Annotated in this window: 16 protein-coding genes; 4 read left to right on the top strand and 12 right to left on the bottom strand. The window is 45.5% G+C overall.

The genetic code is table 11. From position 1 onward, the window contains the following. Window positions 1-151: 151 nt before the first annotated feature. The 3 genes from KI742_RS06280 to KI742_RS06290 all read left to right on the top strand — a co-directional run bounded on the left by KI742_RS06280 (window position 152) and on the right by KI742_RS06290 (window position 4,146). Complete coding sequence (locus tag KI742_RS06280; protein ID WP_285385352.1) at window positions 152-1,117, top strand: aldo/keto reductase; 966 nt, start codon at window positions 152-154, stop codon at window positions 1,115-1,117. 218 nt (window positions 1,118-1,335) lie between these two features. After that, window positions 1,336-3,102, top strand: a complete 1,767-nt coding sequence (locus tag KI742_RS06285; RefSeq protein WP_285385351.1) for a glycosyltransferase family 39 protein — start codon at window positions 1,336-1,338, stop codon at window positions 3,100-3,102. 30 nt (window positions 3,103-3,132) lie between these two features. Then, window positions 3,133-4,146: a glycosyltransferase family 2 protein gene (locus KI742_RS06290; protein WP_285385350.1), complete on the top strand. Its 1,014-nt coding sequence runs from the start codon at window positions 3,133-3,135 to the stop codon at window positions 4,144-4,146. On the opposite strand, the gene KI742_RS06295 is transcribed toward KI742_RS06290, so the two are convergent. The 9 genes from KI742_RS06295 to KI742_RS06335 form a co-directional block, all read right to left on the bottom strand. Next, window positions 4,137-5,291: a glycosyltransferase gene (locus KI742_RS06295; protein ID WP_285385349.1), complete on the bottom strand. Its 1,155-nt coding sequence runs from the start codon at window positions 5,289-5,291 to the stop codon at window positions 4,137-4,139. The genes KI742_RS06290 and KI742_RS06295 overlap by 10 nt on opposite strands. Beyond that, a complete protein-coding gene (locus KI742_RS06300; RefSeq protein WP_213886403.1) occupies window positions 5,275-6,081 on the bottom strand; it encodes a class I SAM-dependent methyltransferase in 807 nt (268 codons plus the stop codon). Before KI742_RS06300 ends, KI742_RS06295 begins: the two co-directional genes overlap by 17 nt. Before the next feature lie 23 nt (window positions 6,082-6,104). Continuing rightward, complete coding sequence (locus KI742_RS06305) at window positions 6,105-7,058, bottom strand: lysylphosphatidylglycerol synthase transmembrane domain-containing protein (RefSeq protein ID WP_285385348.1); 954 nt, start codon at window positions 7,056-7,058, stop codon at window positions 6,105-6,107. Between the two features lie 168 nt (window positions 7,059-7,226). Next, a complete protein-coding gene (locus tag KI742_RS06310) occupies window positions 7,227-7,661 on the bottom strand; it encodes a hypothetical protein (protein ID WP_373417453.1) in 435 nt (144 codons plus the stop codon). Beyond that, window positions 7,609-8,262, bottom strand: coding sequence for a hypothetical protein (locus KI742_RS06315; protein ID WP_285385346.1), 654 nt, complete (start codon window positions 8,260-8,262; stop codon window positions 7,609-7,611). The genes KI742_RS06310 and KI742_RS06315 overlap by 53 nt, the downstream gene beginning before the upstream one ends. Next, the gene (locus KI742_RS06320; RefSeq protein ID WP_285385345.1) at window positions 8,222-8,749 is read right to left on the bottom strand and encodes a hypothetical protein; all 528 of its coding nucleotides are present in this window, start codon (window positions 8,747-8,749) and stop codon (window positions 8,222-8,224) included. Before KI742_RS06320 ends, KI742_RS06315 begins: the two co-directional genes overlap by 41 nt. Next, window positions 8,691-9,431, bottom strand: a complete 741-nt coding sequence (locus tag KI742_RS06325) for a hypothetical protein (RefSeq protein WP_246542880.1) — start codon at window positions 9,429-9,431, stop codon at window positions 8,691-8,693. Before KI742_RS06325 ends, KI742_RS06320 begins: the two co-directional genes overlap by 59 nt. A gap of 519 nt (window positions 9,432-9,950) precedes the next feature. Further along, window positions 9,951-10,337: a hypothetical protein gene (locus KI742_RS06330; protein WP_213886405.1), complete on the bottom strand. Its 387-nt coding sequence runs from the start codon at window positions 10,335-10,337 to the stop codon at window positions 9,951-9,953. A gap of 42 nt (window positions 10,338-10,379) precedes the next feature. Then, window positions 10,380-12,371, bottom strand: coding sequence for a U32 family peptidase (locus KI742_RS06335; RefSeq protein WP_285385344.1), 1,992 nt, complete (start codon window positions 12,369-12,371; stop codon window positions 10,380-10,382). Between the two features lie 232 nt (window positions 12,372-12,603). On the opposite strand from KI742_RS06335, the gene KI742_RS06340 reads away from it, so the two are divergent. Further along, window positions 12,604-13,050 carry a DUF302 domain-containing protein gene (locus KI742_RS06340; RefSeq protein WP_285385343.1) on the top strand — a complete coding sequence of 149 codons (447 nt, stop codon included), beginning with the start codon at window positions 12,604-12,606 and terminating at the stop codon, window positions 13,048-13,050. An 82-nt stretch (window positions 13,051-13,132) separates the two neighbouring features. On the opposite strand, the gene KI742_RS06345 is transcribed toward KI742_RS06340, so the two are convergent. Genes KI742_RS06345 through KI742_RS06355 form a run of 3 tightly spaced genes read right to left on the bottom strand, consistent with a single transcriptional unit; the run spans window position 13,133 to window position 17,334 of the window. Further along, the gene (locus KI742_RS06345; RefSeq protein ID WP_285385342.1) at window positions 13,133-14,335 is read right to left on the bottom strand and encodes a type III PLP-dependent enzyme; all 1,203 of its coding nucleotides are present in this window, start codon (window positions 14,333-14,335) and stop codon (window positions 13,133-13,135) included. Then, window positions 14,328-16,157, bottom strand: a complete 1,830-nt coding sequence (locus KI742_RS06350) for an IucA/IucC family siderophore biosynthesis protein (RefSeq protein ID WP_285385341.1) — start codon at window positions 16,155-16,157, stop codon at window positions 14,328-14,330. Before KI742_RS06350 ends, KI742_RS06345 begins: the two co-directional genes overlap by 8 nt. After that, complete coding sequence (locus tag KI742_RS06355) at window positions 16,129-17,334, bottom strand: MFS transporter (RefSeq protein WP_285385339.1); 1,206 nt, start codon at window positions 17,332-17,334, stop codon at window positions 16,129-16,131. The genes KI742_RS06350 and KI742_RS06355 overlap by 29 nt, the downstream gene beginning before the upstream one ends. Between the last annotated feature and the right edge of the window lie 2 nt (window positions 17,335-17,336).

Consider the following 17,336-nt stretch of genomic DNA (forward strand, 5'->3'; position numbering starts at 1 on the left):
GTGCAATAAAGTACAAATCTTCGGGCAACAATCTTCAATCCTCCTTCTCCATGCGTTGCTAATCTTATTACCAAGCAATCGGGGCGACTCGAAACACATACAAATCGCGTTTTGTTGCTGAGGTCAGCAGCAAGAGAATTGGAGAAGAATCATGTCAAATAGCAACTTTGCAGCAATCAAACAAATCGGTTACGGCGCAATGGGTCTTGAGGGCTATTACGGTGAGAGTGATGACGCAGTGGCGGTGCAAACTCTGGTTCATGCTATTGAACAAGGCATGATGATCGACACGGCTGACGCTTACGGTGCAGGGCACAACGAAGATTTGATCAAAAAAGCCATCGCACAAACCAATCAAAAAGCGTTTATTGCGACCAAATTTGGCATCGTGTTTGAAGAAGGCCAAACAGGTAGCACACTAGATACTGGTTGGGGATTCCCTTTAACCATCAATGGTACTAAAGAGTATGTTGCTCGTGCGATTGATAACAGTCTAGAGCGTTTGGGTGTGGAACAAATTGACCTACTTTACGCACACTACCTAGATCCACAAATTCCGCTCGAAGAAACGGTCGCTGCAATGGCAGACGCTGTGAAAGCAGGGAAAGTAAAAGCGATTGGTCTGTCTAACGTTACAGCGGAGCAAGTGTTGCGCGCTAATGAAATCCACCCAATCTCGGCGGTGCAATACGAATACTCACTGTTCCGTCGTGAAGCGGAAACGGACCTCCTACCTGCGGTAAACCAAATCGGTGCTGCGCTGGTTTGTTGGTCGCCACTTGGTGCTGGTTTTCTGACTGGTCAGGTCAAAGAGTTGGACGAAAATGACTTCCGAAACAACAACCCAAAAATGCAGGGCGATAACTTCACAAGCAATTTAGCGCGCCTAGAAGAGATCAAGAGTATTGCCGCTGAGTATGACATCACTCCAGCACAACTTGCTTTGGCATGGTTGGTCGCGCAAGGCGATAACATCATCCCAATTCCGGGTAGTCGTAAAACATCTCGCATTGATGAAAACTTGGGTGCTCTAAACGTCACTTTGAGCCAAGAAACCCTTGCGAAGCTTGATGAAATTGCTCCGATTGGCGCTTTCAAAGGCGCGACACTGGTTTAAGTCTTTTACTGTGTCCCGCATTTATCCCATCACTTGTTGAACGAGTGATGGGCTTTTTGTTTTTTGTCTCCTAGACAACAATTCCGCACAACTGATGGGTAAGAACTATACTGACTACGAGTTTGTTCAAATTGTTCAAACACAAAGAGTCTTAAAGGAAAACAGAGTCTTATGCCAAGGCTATGGATGACAAGTAGGTTAACAAGGAAAGTGTGCCTATGGAAACAACCGAGCAGATAGATAAGTACAGTCAGTCAGGAGCCAAGGTTCTGCCTCGTTCCGCACTTATATTGGGGGCGTTGCTTTTTACCGCTGTGGTTGCTCGTTTTTATGTGGCATTCCGCTACGAAGTCAATTGGGATGAATTTTATTACCTTTCTTTTGTACACCAATTGATTAACGGTGAGGCAATCAATAGCTTTCAAACCTTTCATATCCACTTCTTCACTTGGCTACAGCATGTCTCTAGCAATGAAGTCGATCAAATCATTGCCGCTAGATTAGTTATGATCGTCTTTCAGTTGGGAACAGGGCTGTGCATTTATAAGCTTTGCCGACTTCAGTGCAGTGTCTCGGGGGCTTTGTTTGCGGTACTTGCTTACTTTGCTTTCTCATTCAACGTCCGAATGGGGGCGAGCTTTAGAACGGATCCTATTGCGACCTTCCTCGTCATGATCTCTTTGTTCTATGTCTTTCGGGACCAGCTTACTTGGCGCGCTTCGGTTGTCTGTGGAGTGCTTACCGCCGTTGCTTTACTCATCACACTTAAGACTTCTTTGTATATTCCCCCCTTTTTAATGACGGTGTTGGTTTGTTTTTATTGGACACAAGATCGAGTGGGATACGCCAAGCAAATTTTGATTTATGGCTGCTCGATATTGGTGTCATTTGCGATTCTCTACAGTTGGCATTATTTCACCATTAGTAGTTTGAGTAGTGGAGCAGACGCGGGCTCTATGTTGAGTGCAGCGGATAAAACCATGAATCAAAGAGAGTTCTTTCCACGATGGTTTTATTTTCAGCATTCATTGGTGACGGACTTTGGATATTGGATAGCTCTACTGCTCGGTATCGCCTTTGCGGTCTTCTCTTGCTTTAATCAAGTTCACATCAACCGTACTGCGTCTCTGAAGTTACTGAGTTTGGTACTCTTGCTCGGCACTTTGTTGTTGTATCGAAACGCCTTTCCTTATTACTACGCTTTTATGTTAGCGCCGGTGTGTGCGTTGTTCGCCGTCGCATGGGATGGGGCACAGCATTATCTAAGTGATAAAGCCAGCCGCTTTTTCTCCATTATTATTCCGAGCCTATTTGCCGTTTCCATTGTGGTAAATGGTTTTATTTTTCCGACGAAAAGTACGCTGGATTACCAACGCAACTTTATCGAAGAGATTCATAAGATCTTTCCTCAACCTGTCGCCTACATTGATCGCTGCTCCATGATTTCCAGCTATTCAAAGCAGGGCTTCTTTATGAGTACTTGGGGCTATGAGGATTATCAGGCAAGAGGCACCCCTGTGATTCAATCTGCGATAGAAAATGCGAATCCCGTGTTTGTCGTGGCCAATACGCACTATTTAGATGTGCTTGGTGTAAATGCGCTTAACGTTAATCAATCTAAAGAAGATGAACATGGCAGTTCGGCATCAAAAGATTGGTTACTCGAGCAAGATGGTGAGGCGCTGAAATCGAATTACATTCATCACTGGCAAGATCTCTTTGTTGCCGGAAAAGTGCTGCATTTTACTCAGGAAGATGAGCTGCAAGTGATTCAAATTCACATTGAAGGTGAATACACCCTTGAGGGAGAGCTCAATATTTTGCTCGATGGCCAAATATGGAAAAGTGACCAAGCTCGTTATCTATCGAAAGGTTCATACCAAGTAAGTTCGCCATCCGCTGGCGAGGTAGTGATGCGCTGGGGTGATCATTTATACCGACCAGAGAATGTTTCCCAATCAAAAGCGTTGTTCACAGGGTTCTGACCCTCGCTCTAAGAGAAAGAAGGTGATTTGATGAAGCTGATAGTCCAGATACCTTGCTATAACGAAGCGGACAATATTGCCGCGGTTATCCATACCATACCGCGAGAGATTGAAGGTATTGATAAGGTGGAAATTCTTATCATTGATGACGGTTCGACAGATGGTACTGCAGAGGTTGCCAAAGCGTTGGGCGTCGATCACATAGTGATTAACCACAGTAACAAAGGGCTAGCGCACACCTTTCGTAAAGGGCTGGAAGAATGTTTACGCCAGCACGCGGACATTATCGTGAATACCGATGGTGACAACCAATACAACGGGGAAGATATTGCGTTGTTGGTCAAGCCCATCTTAGAGCAGCAAGCTGAGATTGTGGTGGGCGATCGCGGTGGATACAGCAATAAACACTTTTCTTTTTTTAAGCGTTGTTTGCAAGTGTTTGGCAGCTTTGTGATTGCTAAAGCAACCGCATTACCAGTCAGTGATGCGGTGAGTGGCTTTCGTGCTATTAGTCGAAGTGCAGCGCAGCAAATCAATATTGTCTCAGACTTCAGCTACACCATCGAGATGCTGATTCAGGCCAGCGCCAAGCGTTTGAATGTGGTTTCTGTTCCGATTCGAACCAATGAGAAGACTCGAGAGTCTCGCCTATTTAAGAGTATTCCTCAGTTCTTAAAAATGTCGGTATCGACGTTAGTGCGTGTCTACACTATGTATCGACCATTGCAGGTGTTCTTGTTTATTGGCCTTGTGGCCATGGTCTGTGGTGTGATTCCTATTATGCGCTTCTTGTACTTTTTCTTTCATGGAGCAGGCGATGGTCATGTGCAGTCTTTGGTGCTTGGTTCAACGTTATTGATTCTTGGCTTCATCACGCTATTAATGGGGTTAGTTGCTGATTTAATTGGTTTCAACCGGAAGCTGACGGAAAAGGTATTGCACCGAATTGAAGTTTTGGAAGAGAAGTTAGAGAAGCAAGAACACACCAAAGAGGAAAACGAATTCGAGCGCCGGAGAAAGCGCTCGGGGGGAAATTATGAATAGTCCGCGTTATGAAGGGTTAATATTCTATCTAAGTGGGTTGCCACGACTGTCACGTCGATGATTGGCATCGTTTGAGCTGCCTCAAATAATGCATCTGGATGTTCAGAGATCTCTTCTGCTAGAGTGTAAATCCCCTGTAAAAGGTCTTCAGGGCTTCCCACTTTCACTAGTCTTACGGCAATGTTATTTTCTAAATTTAAAGGTTCTAAAGCGACAGTTTTGGCAGTTACGAATGGTTTTCCAGTAGCCATTATTTGGTAAATTTTATTTGGAACTACACACTTAGCTTTATTCGAAGTGCCAAATATACCTAGGCAAATGTCGCTATTTAGGATTAAATCATTTAGGCATGCGTAATTAATCCACTCTAAGCGCTTAATAGATAAAATGTTTTCTTTAGCTATTCTCTCGTCGATGTGACTAGATAATTGCCCTTTACCTACGATTAACCAATCAATACGTTTATCCCTGTTTAGATCGATCTTTGCAGAGTCAATGATAGTATCTAAACCGTGTAGAGGTATGAATTGTCCATAAAAAAGTACTTTTATTCTGCTTAAGTTTACGATTGGGAGAGCTTTGCTACGGTGAAAATTATTTTTTTCCACTCCAACTGGAACCCAATTGATTTTTTTATTTGTGAGTCTATAGATTTCTTTAAAGTAGTTTGCATGAGCAAGTGTATCAAGAAAGCAAGAAGTAGAAAGCCTACTAGCTAAATACTCAATCCAGTAAATAAACTTAGCTATTGGGTGGTGGCTAGAAAACATTTTTCTGTCATTAACGACGGTATCGTAAAGTGACAAAAACACATCCCAATGGATTTCTGCCCTCCTTAATTTCGCGAAAGGCCAAAGAACTATTACATCCAAAGGACCTAAGTAAGGTACTATTATGCTCTTATGTTTTGGCGTCCGGCAGTATTCAATAATTAAAATAGGGTAAGCCAAAAATAAACGAAAAATAATGTTTATTCTTCGTCTCCAGCTATCTATTTGACTTTTATCGTCAACACCTTTCCATACATGGTAATGGATCTGTTCCGTTTGATAGCCAAGACTTTGTGCTGCTTCTACTAATAGTCTAACACGAGGCTTACCAATATCATAAGTACCCCAAAATATGATTTTATTGTCTTTCTTCATTTTTTTTCGCTATTACAATGAAGCCGTCCCCTAGTTCAGTATTTCTAAATAGGTATTGAATTTTAAATGCCACGCGCATAATTGCTCTACCTAAAAAGTTTTTTTGGAAACGGTATAGTTTACTTTCTACATCTCGCTCGATTCCACTGCGAGCTGTGTCTGTCTTTTTATCTTTTGCCATAGTCATATGACCAGATCTATCTATAATGATATTTCTGAAAAAAGAGGTTATGTTAGCTAGAGGGTAACCATACGATTCAAAATGAATGATCTCCAATCCAGAGTTCTTTAATAGAGTGACGAACTCTAGTTTGTCATATCTCCTATAATGCCCTGCCCATTCATCTAATGGTCCAAATTTAGCCTTATGTGATGGTACTGCAATAATCGCGAACCCTCCACTTTTCAAGTAGGTAAGCCAGTCATTTAATGCTTTTTCGTCTTCTTCAATATGTTCCAACACCTCGCACGAAAGAAGGTAGTCGAAACTTGATGCCCAACTTGAAGTAGGAGAATGGGAGATCTCTGCATTTGGAAACTCACCCACCATCAGCTTAGCTATTTTTAACGCTGAAGGCGATGTGTCGTATCCTGTGCACATAAATCCTTTTTGAGTTAGATCTCTTAATAACGCACCAGCACCAGGTCCAATCTCTATTAACTTTCCTACTGGGTACCCATTAAGTAAATCGAGAATACGCCTACGGCGCATTGCAAATCGTGGAGCGGGGACCCAGATTCGATCTATAGAAGCCCCGTAGTCATTGTCATCTCGTATATTATTTTTCACATCCACATTCCCCATATTTATTTCTATTTATTAAATAAGTGGTAAAAATAGATTGGGCTTAAAATCCCTGAGACTAGTAAGATTGATGTTCGATTGACTAAAGCAACCAGTAACGCATCGCTCACGCTGATAGATATGTTACTGCCAAAGAATACTGTACTGGCTTCTACGATTCCCAATGCTCCAGGGGTTAGGCTCACTTGATACATTAAATCTTGAGTTCCGCCTAAAAATATGAGTGTTCCCAAAGGTTGAGGGGTATCTATAGCATGAAAGATGAGAGCGATTGAGACTGAAGATAAAAAAGTATTGAGAATTGAAATTACAATAATATTAAAAATAACAATTCTATCTTTGCGTAATAGAGCCCAACTGTCCAACACGTTTTTTAGTGTTTGGATAACTTTGTTGTTATATGTTTTTAGCTTTGGTGACCAGACGATAACGCTAAAAAAAAATAGTGAAGTGAAGCTAAATGTGCTTAGCCCAAATTTATCAATCTCGCCCGTTTGTAAGTAAAGCCAGATTATCCCTATTAGCCCTAATAAAGAGGCCACAGCTAGCGTTAGTAAAGTTTGTCCGGCGAATATCGCCGAGAAGTGGGTGAAAGATAAGCCGTGTTTTTTTTTTAGGTAGATTCCTCTCACAGCTGCTCCGCCCTTCATAGGAAGAATAATATTTAGGCTACGTGCAATGGTGGTGATTCCAAAGTATTCATGGAAGTTTAACTTTATGCCATAGGGTTTGACCATTACATAGGTAAAAAGACTTGATACCCATACCGAAAGTATTTGTATTAAAACCAATAAAAGTAAAGATGTAAGCGGTAATGAGAAAAGCTTAAGAAAATCTTGGGGGTGCGTATTGATGTAATGGAAAGCCCAAGTAAAAAAAAGTAGAGGTATGCCGTATGCTAGCCCTATTTTAAGATACTTACTTGATTGGTTGTTCTTAATTTCTTTTCTAACTACTGACATTGTAAAAGTTCTACCTTACAAGGTGTTACACGGCTTTCTATTAGTCTAGAACAGAATGTGAGATTTAGAGTGGCCTTGTGATAAATGAAATCAAACAAAAAGATACCGCCTATCAAGACGGTATCAAATGTTATGAGTTTGGATGGCTAGCGCTGATTAATCAGACGGTTACGAGCAGCTATCAATCAACGTCCAGCCTGAGTATGGGTCAGCCGGGGTCAGCGTCGAGTCTGTCCAACGGTCGGCTTCATACAAGCTGCCTTGGTAGGTCACTTGTTCGCCCGATTGGTACTGTCTTTGCTCGAACTCTGGGATGTCGGCACAAATGCCATCACCGCCACCGCTGTTATCATCAACGACTTTCAATAAAGTTGAATCTGAGGCATTCAGCTCGCCATCAGAAACCTGCACTGAAATCGAGAAAGTGAGGTCTGGGTCTGTGGCCGTAGCCGTTACCACTAGCGTATCGCTATTGGTGTCGCCGACAACTGTCAGGTCAGAAGAAACCTCCCATTGATAGCTAATCACATCGCCATCCGGATCCGAAGCGTTAGCTGTGATGGTTACGCTTTCGCCGCTGTTTACCTGATAGTTCGGAGACAGTGAGACGCTGGTGGATTATTATCGACTGGTGGCTTATCGCCGCCGTCACCGTCCCAAATTGAGCCGTCACAATCGTTGTCAACCAAACACGTTGCTTTTTGGTAGATCTTGGATAGCCACATGAGACCAGTCGTAGCCCCGCGTCTTTTTCTAGCAATTCGCGAACGTTACTCGCACCGTTGTAAGTGGTTGGATTGAGCTGCTTGTCGAGTAGGCCAGTACGTACGTTGTTGATGTCCGTTCCGATGCGTGCATCACCCATAAAGTAAGAGCCGCCAGGCGCCTCATGCTCTACGTTGATCAGTGTATTGCCTTCATCTTGAGTCGGCATGTGACCACCTGGGATTTGCCAAATCATGGCCGGAGACTCAACGCCATCACTGATGGTTTTCACATACGATAGATAACGCGTCCAGTTGGTGGCGTTGTACGCGTAGTTCGCGATCGCTTCTGAGCCGAAACCGTCGCGCTCATACTTATCGAACACAATGTAATCTGGTTGGTAAGTACCAGTGTAAACATCCAGCGAGTTTACGAAGTTCGCCACTTCTTTGCCTTTGTCAGCAGATTGGTCGTCTGTCTGGGAAGCCTTTGACTGCAAGGATCATCGCTTCACGGAATGGCAGCGTTAGTAACAACGGAGCATCGCTTTGGGTGATAGAGACAGATTCATCCCCGTCATAGACGTAACGCGTGTCTCCAGCAAACACCGAATCGATTTGGATATCGTACTCATCCGGCTTAACGTCGTCAGGTAAGGTGAATGGCGAGCTAGTCATCTCGTAGTTGTAGCGGCTAGAGCCATCTTTCGCGACAAGGTTGAGCACAATTGGCATCGCTTCTTGAGGTACGTCGACAGTGCTTGCTTGAACGGTAGTGAAGTCGTCACTTACGATAGGTGTTTCAACGATGTTAGTGCTGATTTCTGTCGCTTTGTCTTTGTTGACCAAGACATCGAGGTTGTCGCTCGGTTGGTAAAGCACGTTGTTTACCGTAATAGGTGAGTAGGAGAGATCGTATTTGTCGTTATCAAGCAGTTTGCTGATGTCGATCTTGCCGCCAAATGGCACTACTAGGCTGTGTTGCATCGCTATCCACAGTCACGGTTGAGGTTGGCGAGGAGGCGTGGGCAATCCCCATTTCGCTCGTTACATCTTGTGCGGTGACTTGATACTCGCTATCTTGGAGGTGCTCCAGAACAAAGCTGCTTCCCCACGGTACAGATACGGTCTCACTATAGTTCTCACCCTCGACCAAAATCGAGGCCGCGGCTAGGCTGGCGTGTGGTGCACTTGGTGCTTGAAGGGTGATTTTGCCTTGAAGTGCAGGATCATTCTTGATGATCACCTTCTCGACGTGTACGTCGTTTCCATCGATGTAATCACCATTGAGACCAAAGAAGATTTGAGCCGTTTGGCCATCGTTTAGAATTTCTGACGTGCTGTCATGAGTAAAGACAAACGTGTTGGGAGCAGGGTTGCTGACGTTAAAAGGTGCGCCCCATGAGCTATTCACCGTTGCGTCTTTGTCTGAGGTTACCCAAACCTCTGCGTCCGCCAAGTCTAATTGCTGACCCGAGATATTCTTCAAATCGACCTGCGCTTGTGAGTACCACTGGTCAACCTGTGGCACGGTTATCGTGGCAGAGACCGACTCGCTTTGAGCGGCCGTTATGATGTTTTCTTGTGTTGCGCCGAGTGTGGAGGTGGCCATGATTGGGGAACCCATGAGCACCGCGGTTACCATCAAACTGATTGTTGTTTTCTTCATTGTTGAATCCTCATCACTTGCTTTAAAAAGCTAAGTGACTGTCCTTGTTGATTTTCTATTCGTGGGGGATTTCCGGCGAGGACTTCAAACACTAAGCAAACGTCACAAAGAGAGGGAAGCCCCTTGATCTAACCACTGCCGAAATCACTCATATTTTTTGCTTACATCCAGTTACAAATGAAAAGAAACAACTCAAAATTTGAAGGCCGATTCAGAAAACAATCACCATATGCGCTTAGGTTTATAAATTGAGCTAATTTATTGATTGAGATGAATATTGATGTCAATTGTTGGTGGCTAGATTATTTACTTGATTAATACTTTTGGTTGGGTGGGAGAGCATTGTTGGGGCGAATAAAATGAATTGCTAATACGATCAGAAAAGTAGATCTTGAGCCCAAAAATAGGCTGGTACAGAGTCAGAATAAGCGGGATAAAGTGATAAATTGGATGGCGATTTTGGTGTTCAAAACGGCCATCCAAGAGATAAAAATCAAGAGCAAAATCGCCTTGAGAGGGTTAAGCGCGATAAAACTTACTGTCGTTGAAGACGTCACGATCATGCGGATCGTTCGATAGGAACATCCACACCTCTTTCATGCTTTGTTCAAAGAATTCTTCTTCAAACACCACCATAGAGCAATGTTCACCAAGCCCAGCCACGAACGGTTCGAGTGCTTCAAACCCAATGCGCTCAATGTCTTCAATATCAATGAAATACAGCTTCTTATCGGTTCTTTGTTCGCTTTCTGCGGGTAATTCGCCTTTACCAAGCACTGAAAAGTTAAGCTCAACGGTTGAACCCGTACGGTTTTGTTTGAGCTCATCAACCTCCTCCATTTGAGCCATAACGCTGTAGTTCAAATCATCAAAGTAGCTCAGTGTTTCTTGCTTCATTGGGCGCATAAGTCTTCCATAAATTTTGCAGTCGAATCTGATGAGATTTTGTTACAAGCCTTTCAAGTATTGAGCGTTTGCCGTTGGGTGAATCACGGTAATAAGAGCTTCAGCATGCTGCTCATTGTGTTCATTCAGCAGAGCGGTAAAGGCATCGATCAATTCAGGTTTGGTCATCGTGATTTTGGTTTCTGTTTGGATATCACGCAGATCGATCAACACATCGGTAAACAATTGCGGCAGATCGTGCAGCACTTGCAGGTTCAATACGTTGTGCTCGCTGTAGATTGAATTGTGGCTGCCTTTTTGTTTTTGTACCACGTAAGGATTGTCTTTTAAGTTGATGATAGACGTGCGTTTATCACAGCGTTTCAAACAACCTTTGTTGACCTTCAACTTACGGCATCCTTCGGTTTGTTGGAACAAACATTGGCGGCTCGTGAGTAGGGTATTTGGATGATAAATGCTGTAGAAGCTGCGCATGTTTTTCGGACGCTTTATGTGACGCATCTGCTTCATATTCAGCTCGTTAGAAACAAACGCGCCACTTGCCGCGAACTCGTCTTGAAGGCATTTAAACGCGTATGAGTTCACCGTGTTCATTTGTGGGCCTGCCACCCAGCCTAAGCCGAGCTCTTTTGCGATCATGCCGACGCCTGAGTTGTTGGTGATCAACAACTCAGGTTGGATGGTTTCCAAAAATACGCGCACGGCGTGGTAGTCTTCGTCAATCAAAATGGCTGGGAACCAAGGTTTGAGCATTGGATTGGCTTGGAACAACTCAATCATCGCGCTCAGTTCACCAGACAATCCCATTGGCAGTTGATAGTAAACATCAATGTCGCGGTATTCGCACAGCATGGCTTCTTGTGCTGACGAGATCAGAACCGATAATTTTGGCGCACCTTGGCGAGGTTCTGGTTGAGGTAATGCTGGCAGAGTTGGCACATCAATCGACCCTTTCAAGCTGCTGCCGGATACTTGTGTCGAAGTGACATCGAACGACTTAGTTTGCTCTGCCACTTTCTCAATGATCGCGGTTTTGTTATCGTAGAGTTTCTTTTTCACTGCTTGCAGATCATCAGCAGATTGGCATTGATAAACCTTCGAAAAATGTTTTACAGCGTGGTCGCGCGGGTTGTCGATGTACATCGCCTTGCCGAAATCACCTTGCAAAAATGCGTTGGAGAAATCACGGTTGAACACCGTGTATAACTCTGTGGTGTCTTCAGAGAGTTCCAAACCCTTGCACAAGCGATCGATTTGCTGGCGCCAATTGTCGACCACGGTATAGACGTAGTGCGATTTCTTGATTCGCCCTTCCACTTTTAATGAATACACGCCAGCATCGGCAAGCGCTTCCAAGTCCCCAAAGGCGGAGTTGTCTTTCATATTGAGTGGGTAGTTGTTGCCTGTTTTGGTCGTTTCGTACTGTTCGCGACAAGGTTGGCTACAGCGTCCACGGTTACCTGATGCGCCATTGCGAGCGGAACTGATGTAGCAAATTCCGGAGAATCCGATGCAGTATGAGCCGTGGACAAACACTTCCATCATTACGTTGTGCTCGCGACCAAATTGCGCCAGATGTTTTATCTCACTGATGTTAAGTTCGCGAGATAAGTTTACTCGGCTTGCGGTGAGCTGGTTGAGAAAGAGGATTTGGCCTTCGTTATGCGTGTTCAGTTGCGTTGAAGCGTGCACATCCAAATCGGGAAAGTGATGTTTGAGAATGTAGGCCAGACCGAGATCTTGTACGATCACGCCATCGATTTTGGTGGTGTTCAGTTGGCTGAGCAAGCGAACAATCGCTGGAATTTCACTTTCTAAAATCAGCACATTCAACGTTAGGAAAATCTTACAGCTGTGCTGATGGGCCAACGTTAACACGCCATTTAAGTTATCTAAGGTGAGGTTGGTCGCTCGATTACGAGCATTGAAGCGGTCGAGCCCACAGTAAATTGCATCGGCGCCAGCGGCAATGGCGGCTTTGATGGAATCTAAGTCACCACCGGGTGCTAATAACTCAAATTGATCGCGTGTCACTACTTTTCTCTTTCTTATTAAAATAGGCTGCAAATGTTACGTATTTCACGCTTTTGATGCTCAGCTAGTTAACGCTTTATTAATCTGAATCAATTAATCCGTGTTACACGGTCGACTCTTGAGTGGGTAGAGTGCAATTCGCGAGAGCGGAATTTGACTTCTATAGTTTTCCTACACTTGGTTTTTCTATATTTACAGTTTTCGACTCAGATAAGAGAGGAAGGGACGACAAATGAAAAAAGTAATCATCGGGTTGGTCGTGGCGTTGACGTCATTGAGTGCGTTGGCTGGTGAGGGCGTGGTAACCGTTGCTAGCACGCATTCGGCAAAAGATACGGCGGATAAATTTGTCGCTATCGCGCAAGAAAAAGGGTTGAACGTCTTTGCGCGCATTAACCATCAAGAGAACGCCGTGAAAGTCGATATGACGTTGCGACCAACTGAAGTTATCGTGTTTGGGAACCCTAAAGTGGGCACGCTACTGATGATCTGTGCGCAGGAAGTGGCGCTCGATTTACCCCAAAAAGTGTTGGTGTATGAAGATGCTGAAGGCAAAACGTGGTTAGCTTATAACGATCCTATGTATTTAAAGCAGCGCCATCATATTGAAGGCTGTGACGAGGTATTGAACAAAATCAGCGGCGTGCTGGGCAATTTAACCAACGCGGCGGCGAAGTAGGGTGCAGTATTAGGGCTGCTTGTTATGTTGAAGAATAAAAAAGCCCCAATGATTGGGGCTTGAATGAAGCGAAGTATGCCGTTTAAAAATAGTGGAAGATCGGCGCTTCATGCATCAAGAAGTTTTGATGGGAGATGTTCCACGCATAGGCGCCCGCTAAGGTAAACACAACGTAATCACCAATATCGACGTGGGCGACGTGTTGATTGCGTGCCAGCACATCTTTGGGCGTACAAAGCTGGCCGACAAAGGTCGCTTGTGCATGCTGAATTGGATGAGAAATCTCATGGTGTTGCTCGCTTTTCAGGATGACGAATGGATGATCATGGCTCTGCGCCGCTGGCGTGCGGAAGTGGTGAGTTCCTCCGCGCGCGATGACAAAGTTTTCGCCAAGATTTTGCTTAATATCCAGTACTTCCATCACGTAATAACCGCATGCCGCCGTGATGAAACGTCCGCATTCAAAACGCAGTGTCCAGTCTTGCACTTGCTCTTTGGCGATGAGGAATTCCAACTTGTCGCAAAACTCCATCCACGGAAAGTGTTGCTCAGGGTTTTGGTAGTTAATCCCCATGCCGCCGCCCAAGTTGATCATCAGCTCACTGAGTTCGAACTCCTGCTGCCACGTTTTCACGACTTGGAAATAGCGCTGCATTAACGCTAAGTGACGTTCAACATCGAGCTGATGCGACATCAAGTGAAAATGGAAGCCTTTGAGTGACACTTGCGGGAAATCGCGCAGCAACATCAAAGCATTACTCAGCTCGGACTCGTCCAAGCCAAATGGAGTCGGCTTGCCACCCATCGCCAACTTGCTGAGCGTGATGTCGCCAATATCGATGTTCATACGCAAAAAGATCGAAGCAGGGCGGTTGAGGCGCTCGGTTAGTGCTCCAATGCGTTGTAGCTCGGTGAGGCTTTCGACATGAATTGCATCAACATCAAGCTCAATCGCTCGTTGCAATTCACTTAGCATTTTTCCGGGGCCACCGAAGATCAATGGCTTATCGAGTTGTTGCTGGTGGAGGTGTGTCAACTCCCCGCCAGATGCCGCTTCAAAACCATCGACATACGGCGCGAGCGTTTTAAGAATCGGGCCCGATGGATTGGCTTTGGCTGCGTAAAATAGCTCGACATTTCTCGGCAAAACGTGACGCAGTTGTTTGATGTGTTCTTCTAAGGCGCTTAGGTCATACACGTATGCGCACAAGGGTTGACTTTGCTCCTGTGCGAGTGTGTGAACTTGTTGGCAAACGAGTGTCGGTAGAGAGAGGGAATTAGACATGTTGCGCTCCTTTTTCGTGTTGCTGCCAAGGCGTGGCGACTTGGGTATAGCCCGACTCCTTATCGGCTTTTTGCATCAAACGCGTGGTGAAATTATTTTTGCTCGGGAAGTGACCGCCATTCAGCAACGCTTCTAGTTCCGGCTGTTTTCCATTCACTGATTGCCAACGCACAATGGCACTTTGCACCGCATTCCATAGCGTTTGCTCTAGTGGCTCATCACCTTCTGCGATGAAGAAAATCGCTTCGCTGATGTTGTTGATAAAGGTGCAGTATCCGATGCGATTCCAGCCTTGTTCGCGACTGTAGTAAACCGATTGTCGCGCGCGTTCAGACAAATCAGTTAATGTTTCTGCTGGCCAGAACTCCGGCAGTAATTTAGTGCCTTCCAAATCACGAATCCAAACACAACACGGCATCTCTTGCTCAAAGCCAATCAAGGTGTTTTGCAAATGCGGCTCAAACGCCACCCCGTGTTTGAAGTAGTAATTAAACACGCCCGGGATCAGGCAATGCAAATAGCGTTCAAACCACAATGTCGCGATGTCGGAATAGCGATTTTGCGTAGTACGCGCTTTGTTTTTAAGGCGTTGAGCAATACAACTGTCGCCGTTTTTGTCGTAAGCAAACAGAGCGCCAGCGAGGGTTGGTTTTAAGATGTCGACTTCGCTCAGCGAGAAATTTTCGCGATACAAAATCCCAAACGATTCGCGCGCTTTGGTGTTGTCATCCCAATTACGCTCAGCGACACTTTCTAGATTTAATGTGGTGGCGTAAGGCTCTGTCATCACTTTAAATACAGGGTTGTGCAGCTGTTCGTTTTCTCGAATCGGTTTGAGAATCGACGTGAGCTGCACGGCGCTGTCGAGTTCGTACCACGCGTTTTTGCGCACGCAATTGGTTAATCGTACGTTGATGGAGAATTTCGCAAACCAGTCCATATCTGGGTGGTAGAGGGTACGAACTGAAGAGGTCGGCTGCATCTTTTCACCACCTAAACCCAGTGGCGTGATTTTGCCTTGTTCAATGGAGCGCTTCACGCTTGGGTTGCTCAAAATGGTGTAGCTTTCCCAAGGATGGCAAGGGTAGAGGGTCTTCCCATTGCTGGTGGTGTGTTGTGGCGCGAGCTGTTGTAGCATGTGCTGCGCAGGGTTAGCTTCTCCGTCGGAACTCAGCACATCAAGTAAGGACGTATCCACTTCAAACCAGTACAGCGGGACTTGCGCGCCGACTTCTGGAGAAAACGCCAAGAGATCATCCATGGTGACGCCCGAACGACTTTTCGGGGTCGGATGGAAAGTATGCCCCCAAATCAGAGATTGTTCCGAAGCGATAAATTCGTTGTGATGCGATTTGGGCGCGACGTTGAGAAACTGCTCGGTAACCAGCACGCTATTTTCCAGTTGTTCGATCAGCTCATGGTTAAATGGGATCGCCAACACCTGCTTGAGATAGTTAAGCAAAAGCGTAAGAGTTTGCGTGGCATCCAATTTCGCCCAACCAGATCCCGGCATTTTCGCCCAAGGCAGTTCTGCCAATTTGATTTTGCCCAGTTTGCTCGCGTAGTGAATCGGCAAAACCAACACGCCATTTTGTTGAGAAAGATGAACGGCTATCCGCTGTTTAGCGGGATAGTTGCGTTTTAACGTTTGGGGTAGCGATGTCGATTGGTAGTGCCATTCCACTTGTTGATTCGGTAGCGCAAATTCACGTAAGTAACAATTAAGAACACCCATTATCGTGTTGAGTTGGGCTTTCTCACGGTTGAGCTGCACCTCATGCGCGCGCAACTCGCTAGTCTGAGAGGATTGAGTTTGTAACATGTTGATTTCCAAATTTTGAGTGGAGAACCAGCGCGATCAAGGTGATTACGCTGACTATCGCAGAAAGTAGGAAAGGAACCTCAAGTAGCCCCAAGCTAGAAATGAAAGAAGCGCAAAATCCCGCTGCCACGCCACCCCATTTGGACATGGCATCAAAGCGAGAAAATACTTTGCCACTGAGTTTGCGATCCAGATTGCTCGCAAGATGCTGATGCAATCCGTGATAACAACACACCATCGCGATGCCGAAGATAATTCTCGCAGCAATGAGTGCGGTTTCGGACGCAATCAAATGCAAGGCAGAGCTCACGGCAAGCAATGCAAACCCAAGCCACAACGTGCGCAGCGGTTGATGGCGATTCAACCCATCTGACAACACGTGAATTTTTCCTGCCAGCAACAGATAGACGCCATGCGGCAGTGCGTACAAAAAACCGATCCATGCGTGGTTAGTGATGCCATATTGCTGCACAAACGGCGAGAAATAAGGAAAGGTCACCACCATAGAAAACGCAAACCCGAATTGAGCAAAGAAGATCCAACGAATGGCATGCATTGCGTTTTTCTGTGCAACCGGTTTTTCTTGCTGAGGTTCTGAGTTTGGCTTTTCGAGGTTTTGGTCGGCGGGTTTATCCACTGGCAGTGTTAGCGTGATGCCCATCGCAATCAAAGGCAAAACGCATAACCAAAGGTACGCGTTGAGCGGGTTGGTCTCTGACAAGCTCCAGCCGAGCCCAATAGGCGCAACGATCAGCGCCAAGCGAGCAGATAGTTGGGTTTTATTGAGTGACTTGCCGAGTGTTTTGGCTTCTTTAATTTGACTAGATAAGTAGCTGTTCGAGGCGGCCATGGTGCCGCCAAAGGTTCCTTGAACAATAAGACCAAACACAAACATGGCGAGGTTGTCTGCCAAGCCGCACAGCGCAAACCCTGCTGCAAGGCCAAGTTGCGCACGCAAGAGTGAGCGGCGGCGACCGTAGCGATCGGCAAAGTTGCCCCAAAATCGCGCTGCCAACGCAGTACAAAACGTAGGTAGGATAAACAATACCCCTGCCCAGTCCGCATCAATGCTTGCGCCTAACGTTGGCAACACGACGGGTAGAAATAGCGGCATACCTAACGCGGCAAACGCAGCGATAAAGTGGCACAACAACACACTGTAGATGAGTTTGGTCATAA

The sequence above is a fragment of the Vibrio sp. D417a genome (assembly GCF_030248595.1).
GTDB classification, from domain to species: domain Bacteria; phylum Pseudomonadota; class Gammaproteobacteria; order Enterobacterales; family Vibrionaceae; genus Vibrio; species Vibrio alginolyticus.

Coding starts and splice junctions, on each gene's coding strand:
- KI742_RS06280 (WP_285385352.1), top strand. CDS start 152: ATGTCAAATAGCAACTTTGCAGCAATCAAACAAATCGGTTACGGCGCA.
- KI742_RS06285 (WP_285385351.1), top strand. CDS start 1,336: ATGGAAACAACCGAGCAGATAGATAAGTACAGTCAGTCAGGAGCCAAG.
- KI742_RS06290 (WP_285385350.1), top strand. CDS start 3,133: ATGAAGCTGATAGTCCAGATACCTTGCTATAACGAAGCGGACAATATT.
- KI742_RS06295 (WP_285385349.1), bottom strand. CDS start 5,291: ATGAAGAAAGACAATAAAATCATATTTTGGGGTACTTATGATATTGGT.
- KI742_RS06305 (WP_285385348.1), bottom strand. CDS start 7,058: ATGTCAGTAGTTAGAAAAGAAATTAAGAACAACCAATCAAGTAAGTAT.
- KI742_RS06320 (WP_285385345.1), bottom strand. CDS start 8,749: ATGCAACACAGCCTAGTAGTGCCATTTGGCGGCAAGATCGACATCAGC.
- KI742_RS06325 (WP_246542880.1), bottom strand. CDS start 9,431: ATGAAGAAAACAACAATCAGTTTGATGGTAACCGCGGTGCTCATGGGT.
- KI742_RS06330 (WP_213886405.1), bottom strand. CDS start 10,337: ATGCGCCCAATGAAGCAAGAAACACTGAGCTACTTTGATGATTTGAAC.
- KI742_RS06340 (WP_285385343.1), top strand. CDS start 12,604: ATGAAAAAAGTAATCATCGGGTTGGTCGTGGCGTTGACGTCATTGAGT.
- KI742_RS06345 (WP_285385342.1), bottom strand. CDS start 14,335: ATGTCTAATTCCCTCTCTCTACCGACACTCGTTTGCCAACAAGTTCAC.
- KI742_RS06350 (WP_285385341.1), bottom strand. CDS start 16,157: ATGTTACAAACTCAATCCTCTCAGACTAGCGAGTTGCGCGCGCATGAG.
- KI742_RS06355 (WP_285385339.1), bottom strand. CDS start 17,334: ATGACCAAACTCATCTACAGTGTGTTGTTGTGCCACTTTATCGCTGCG.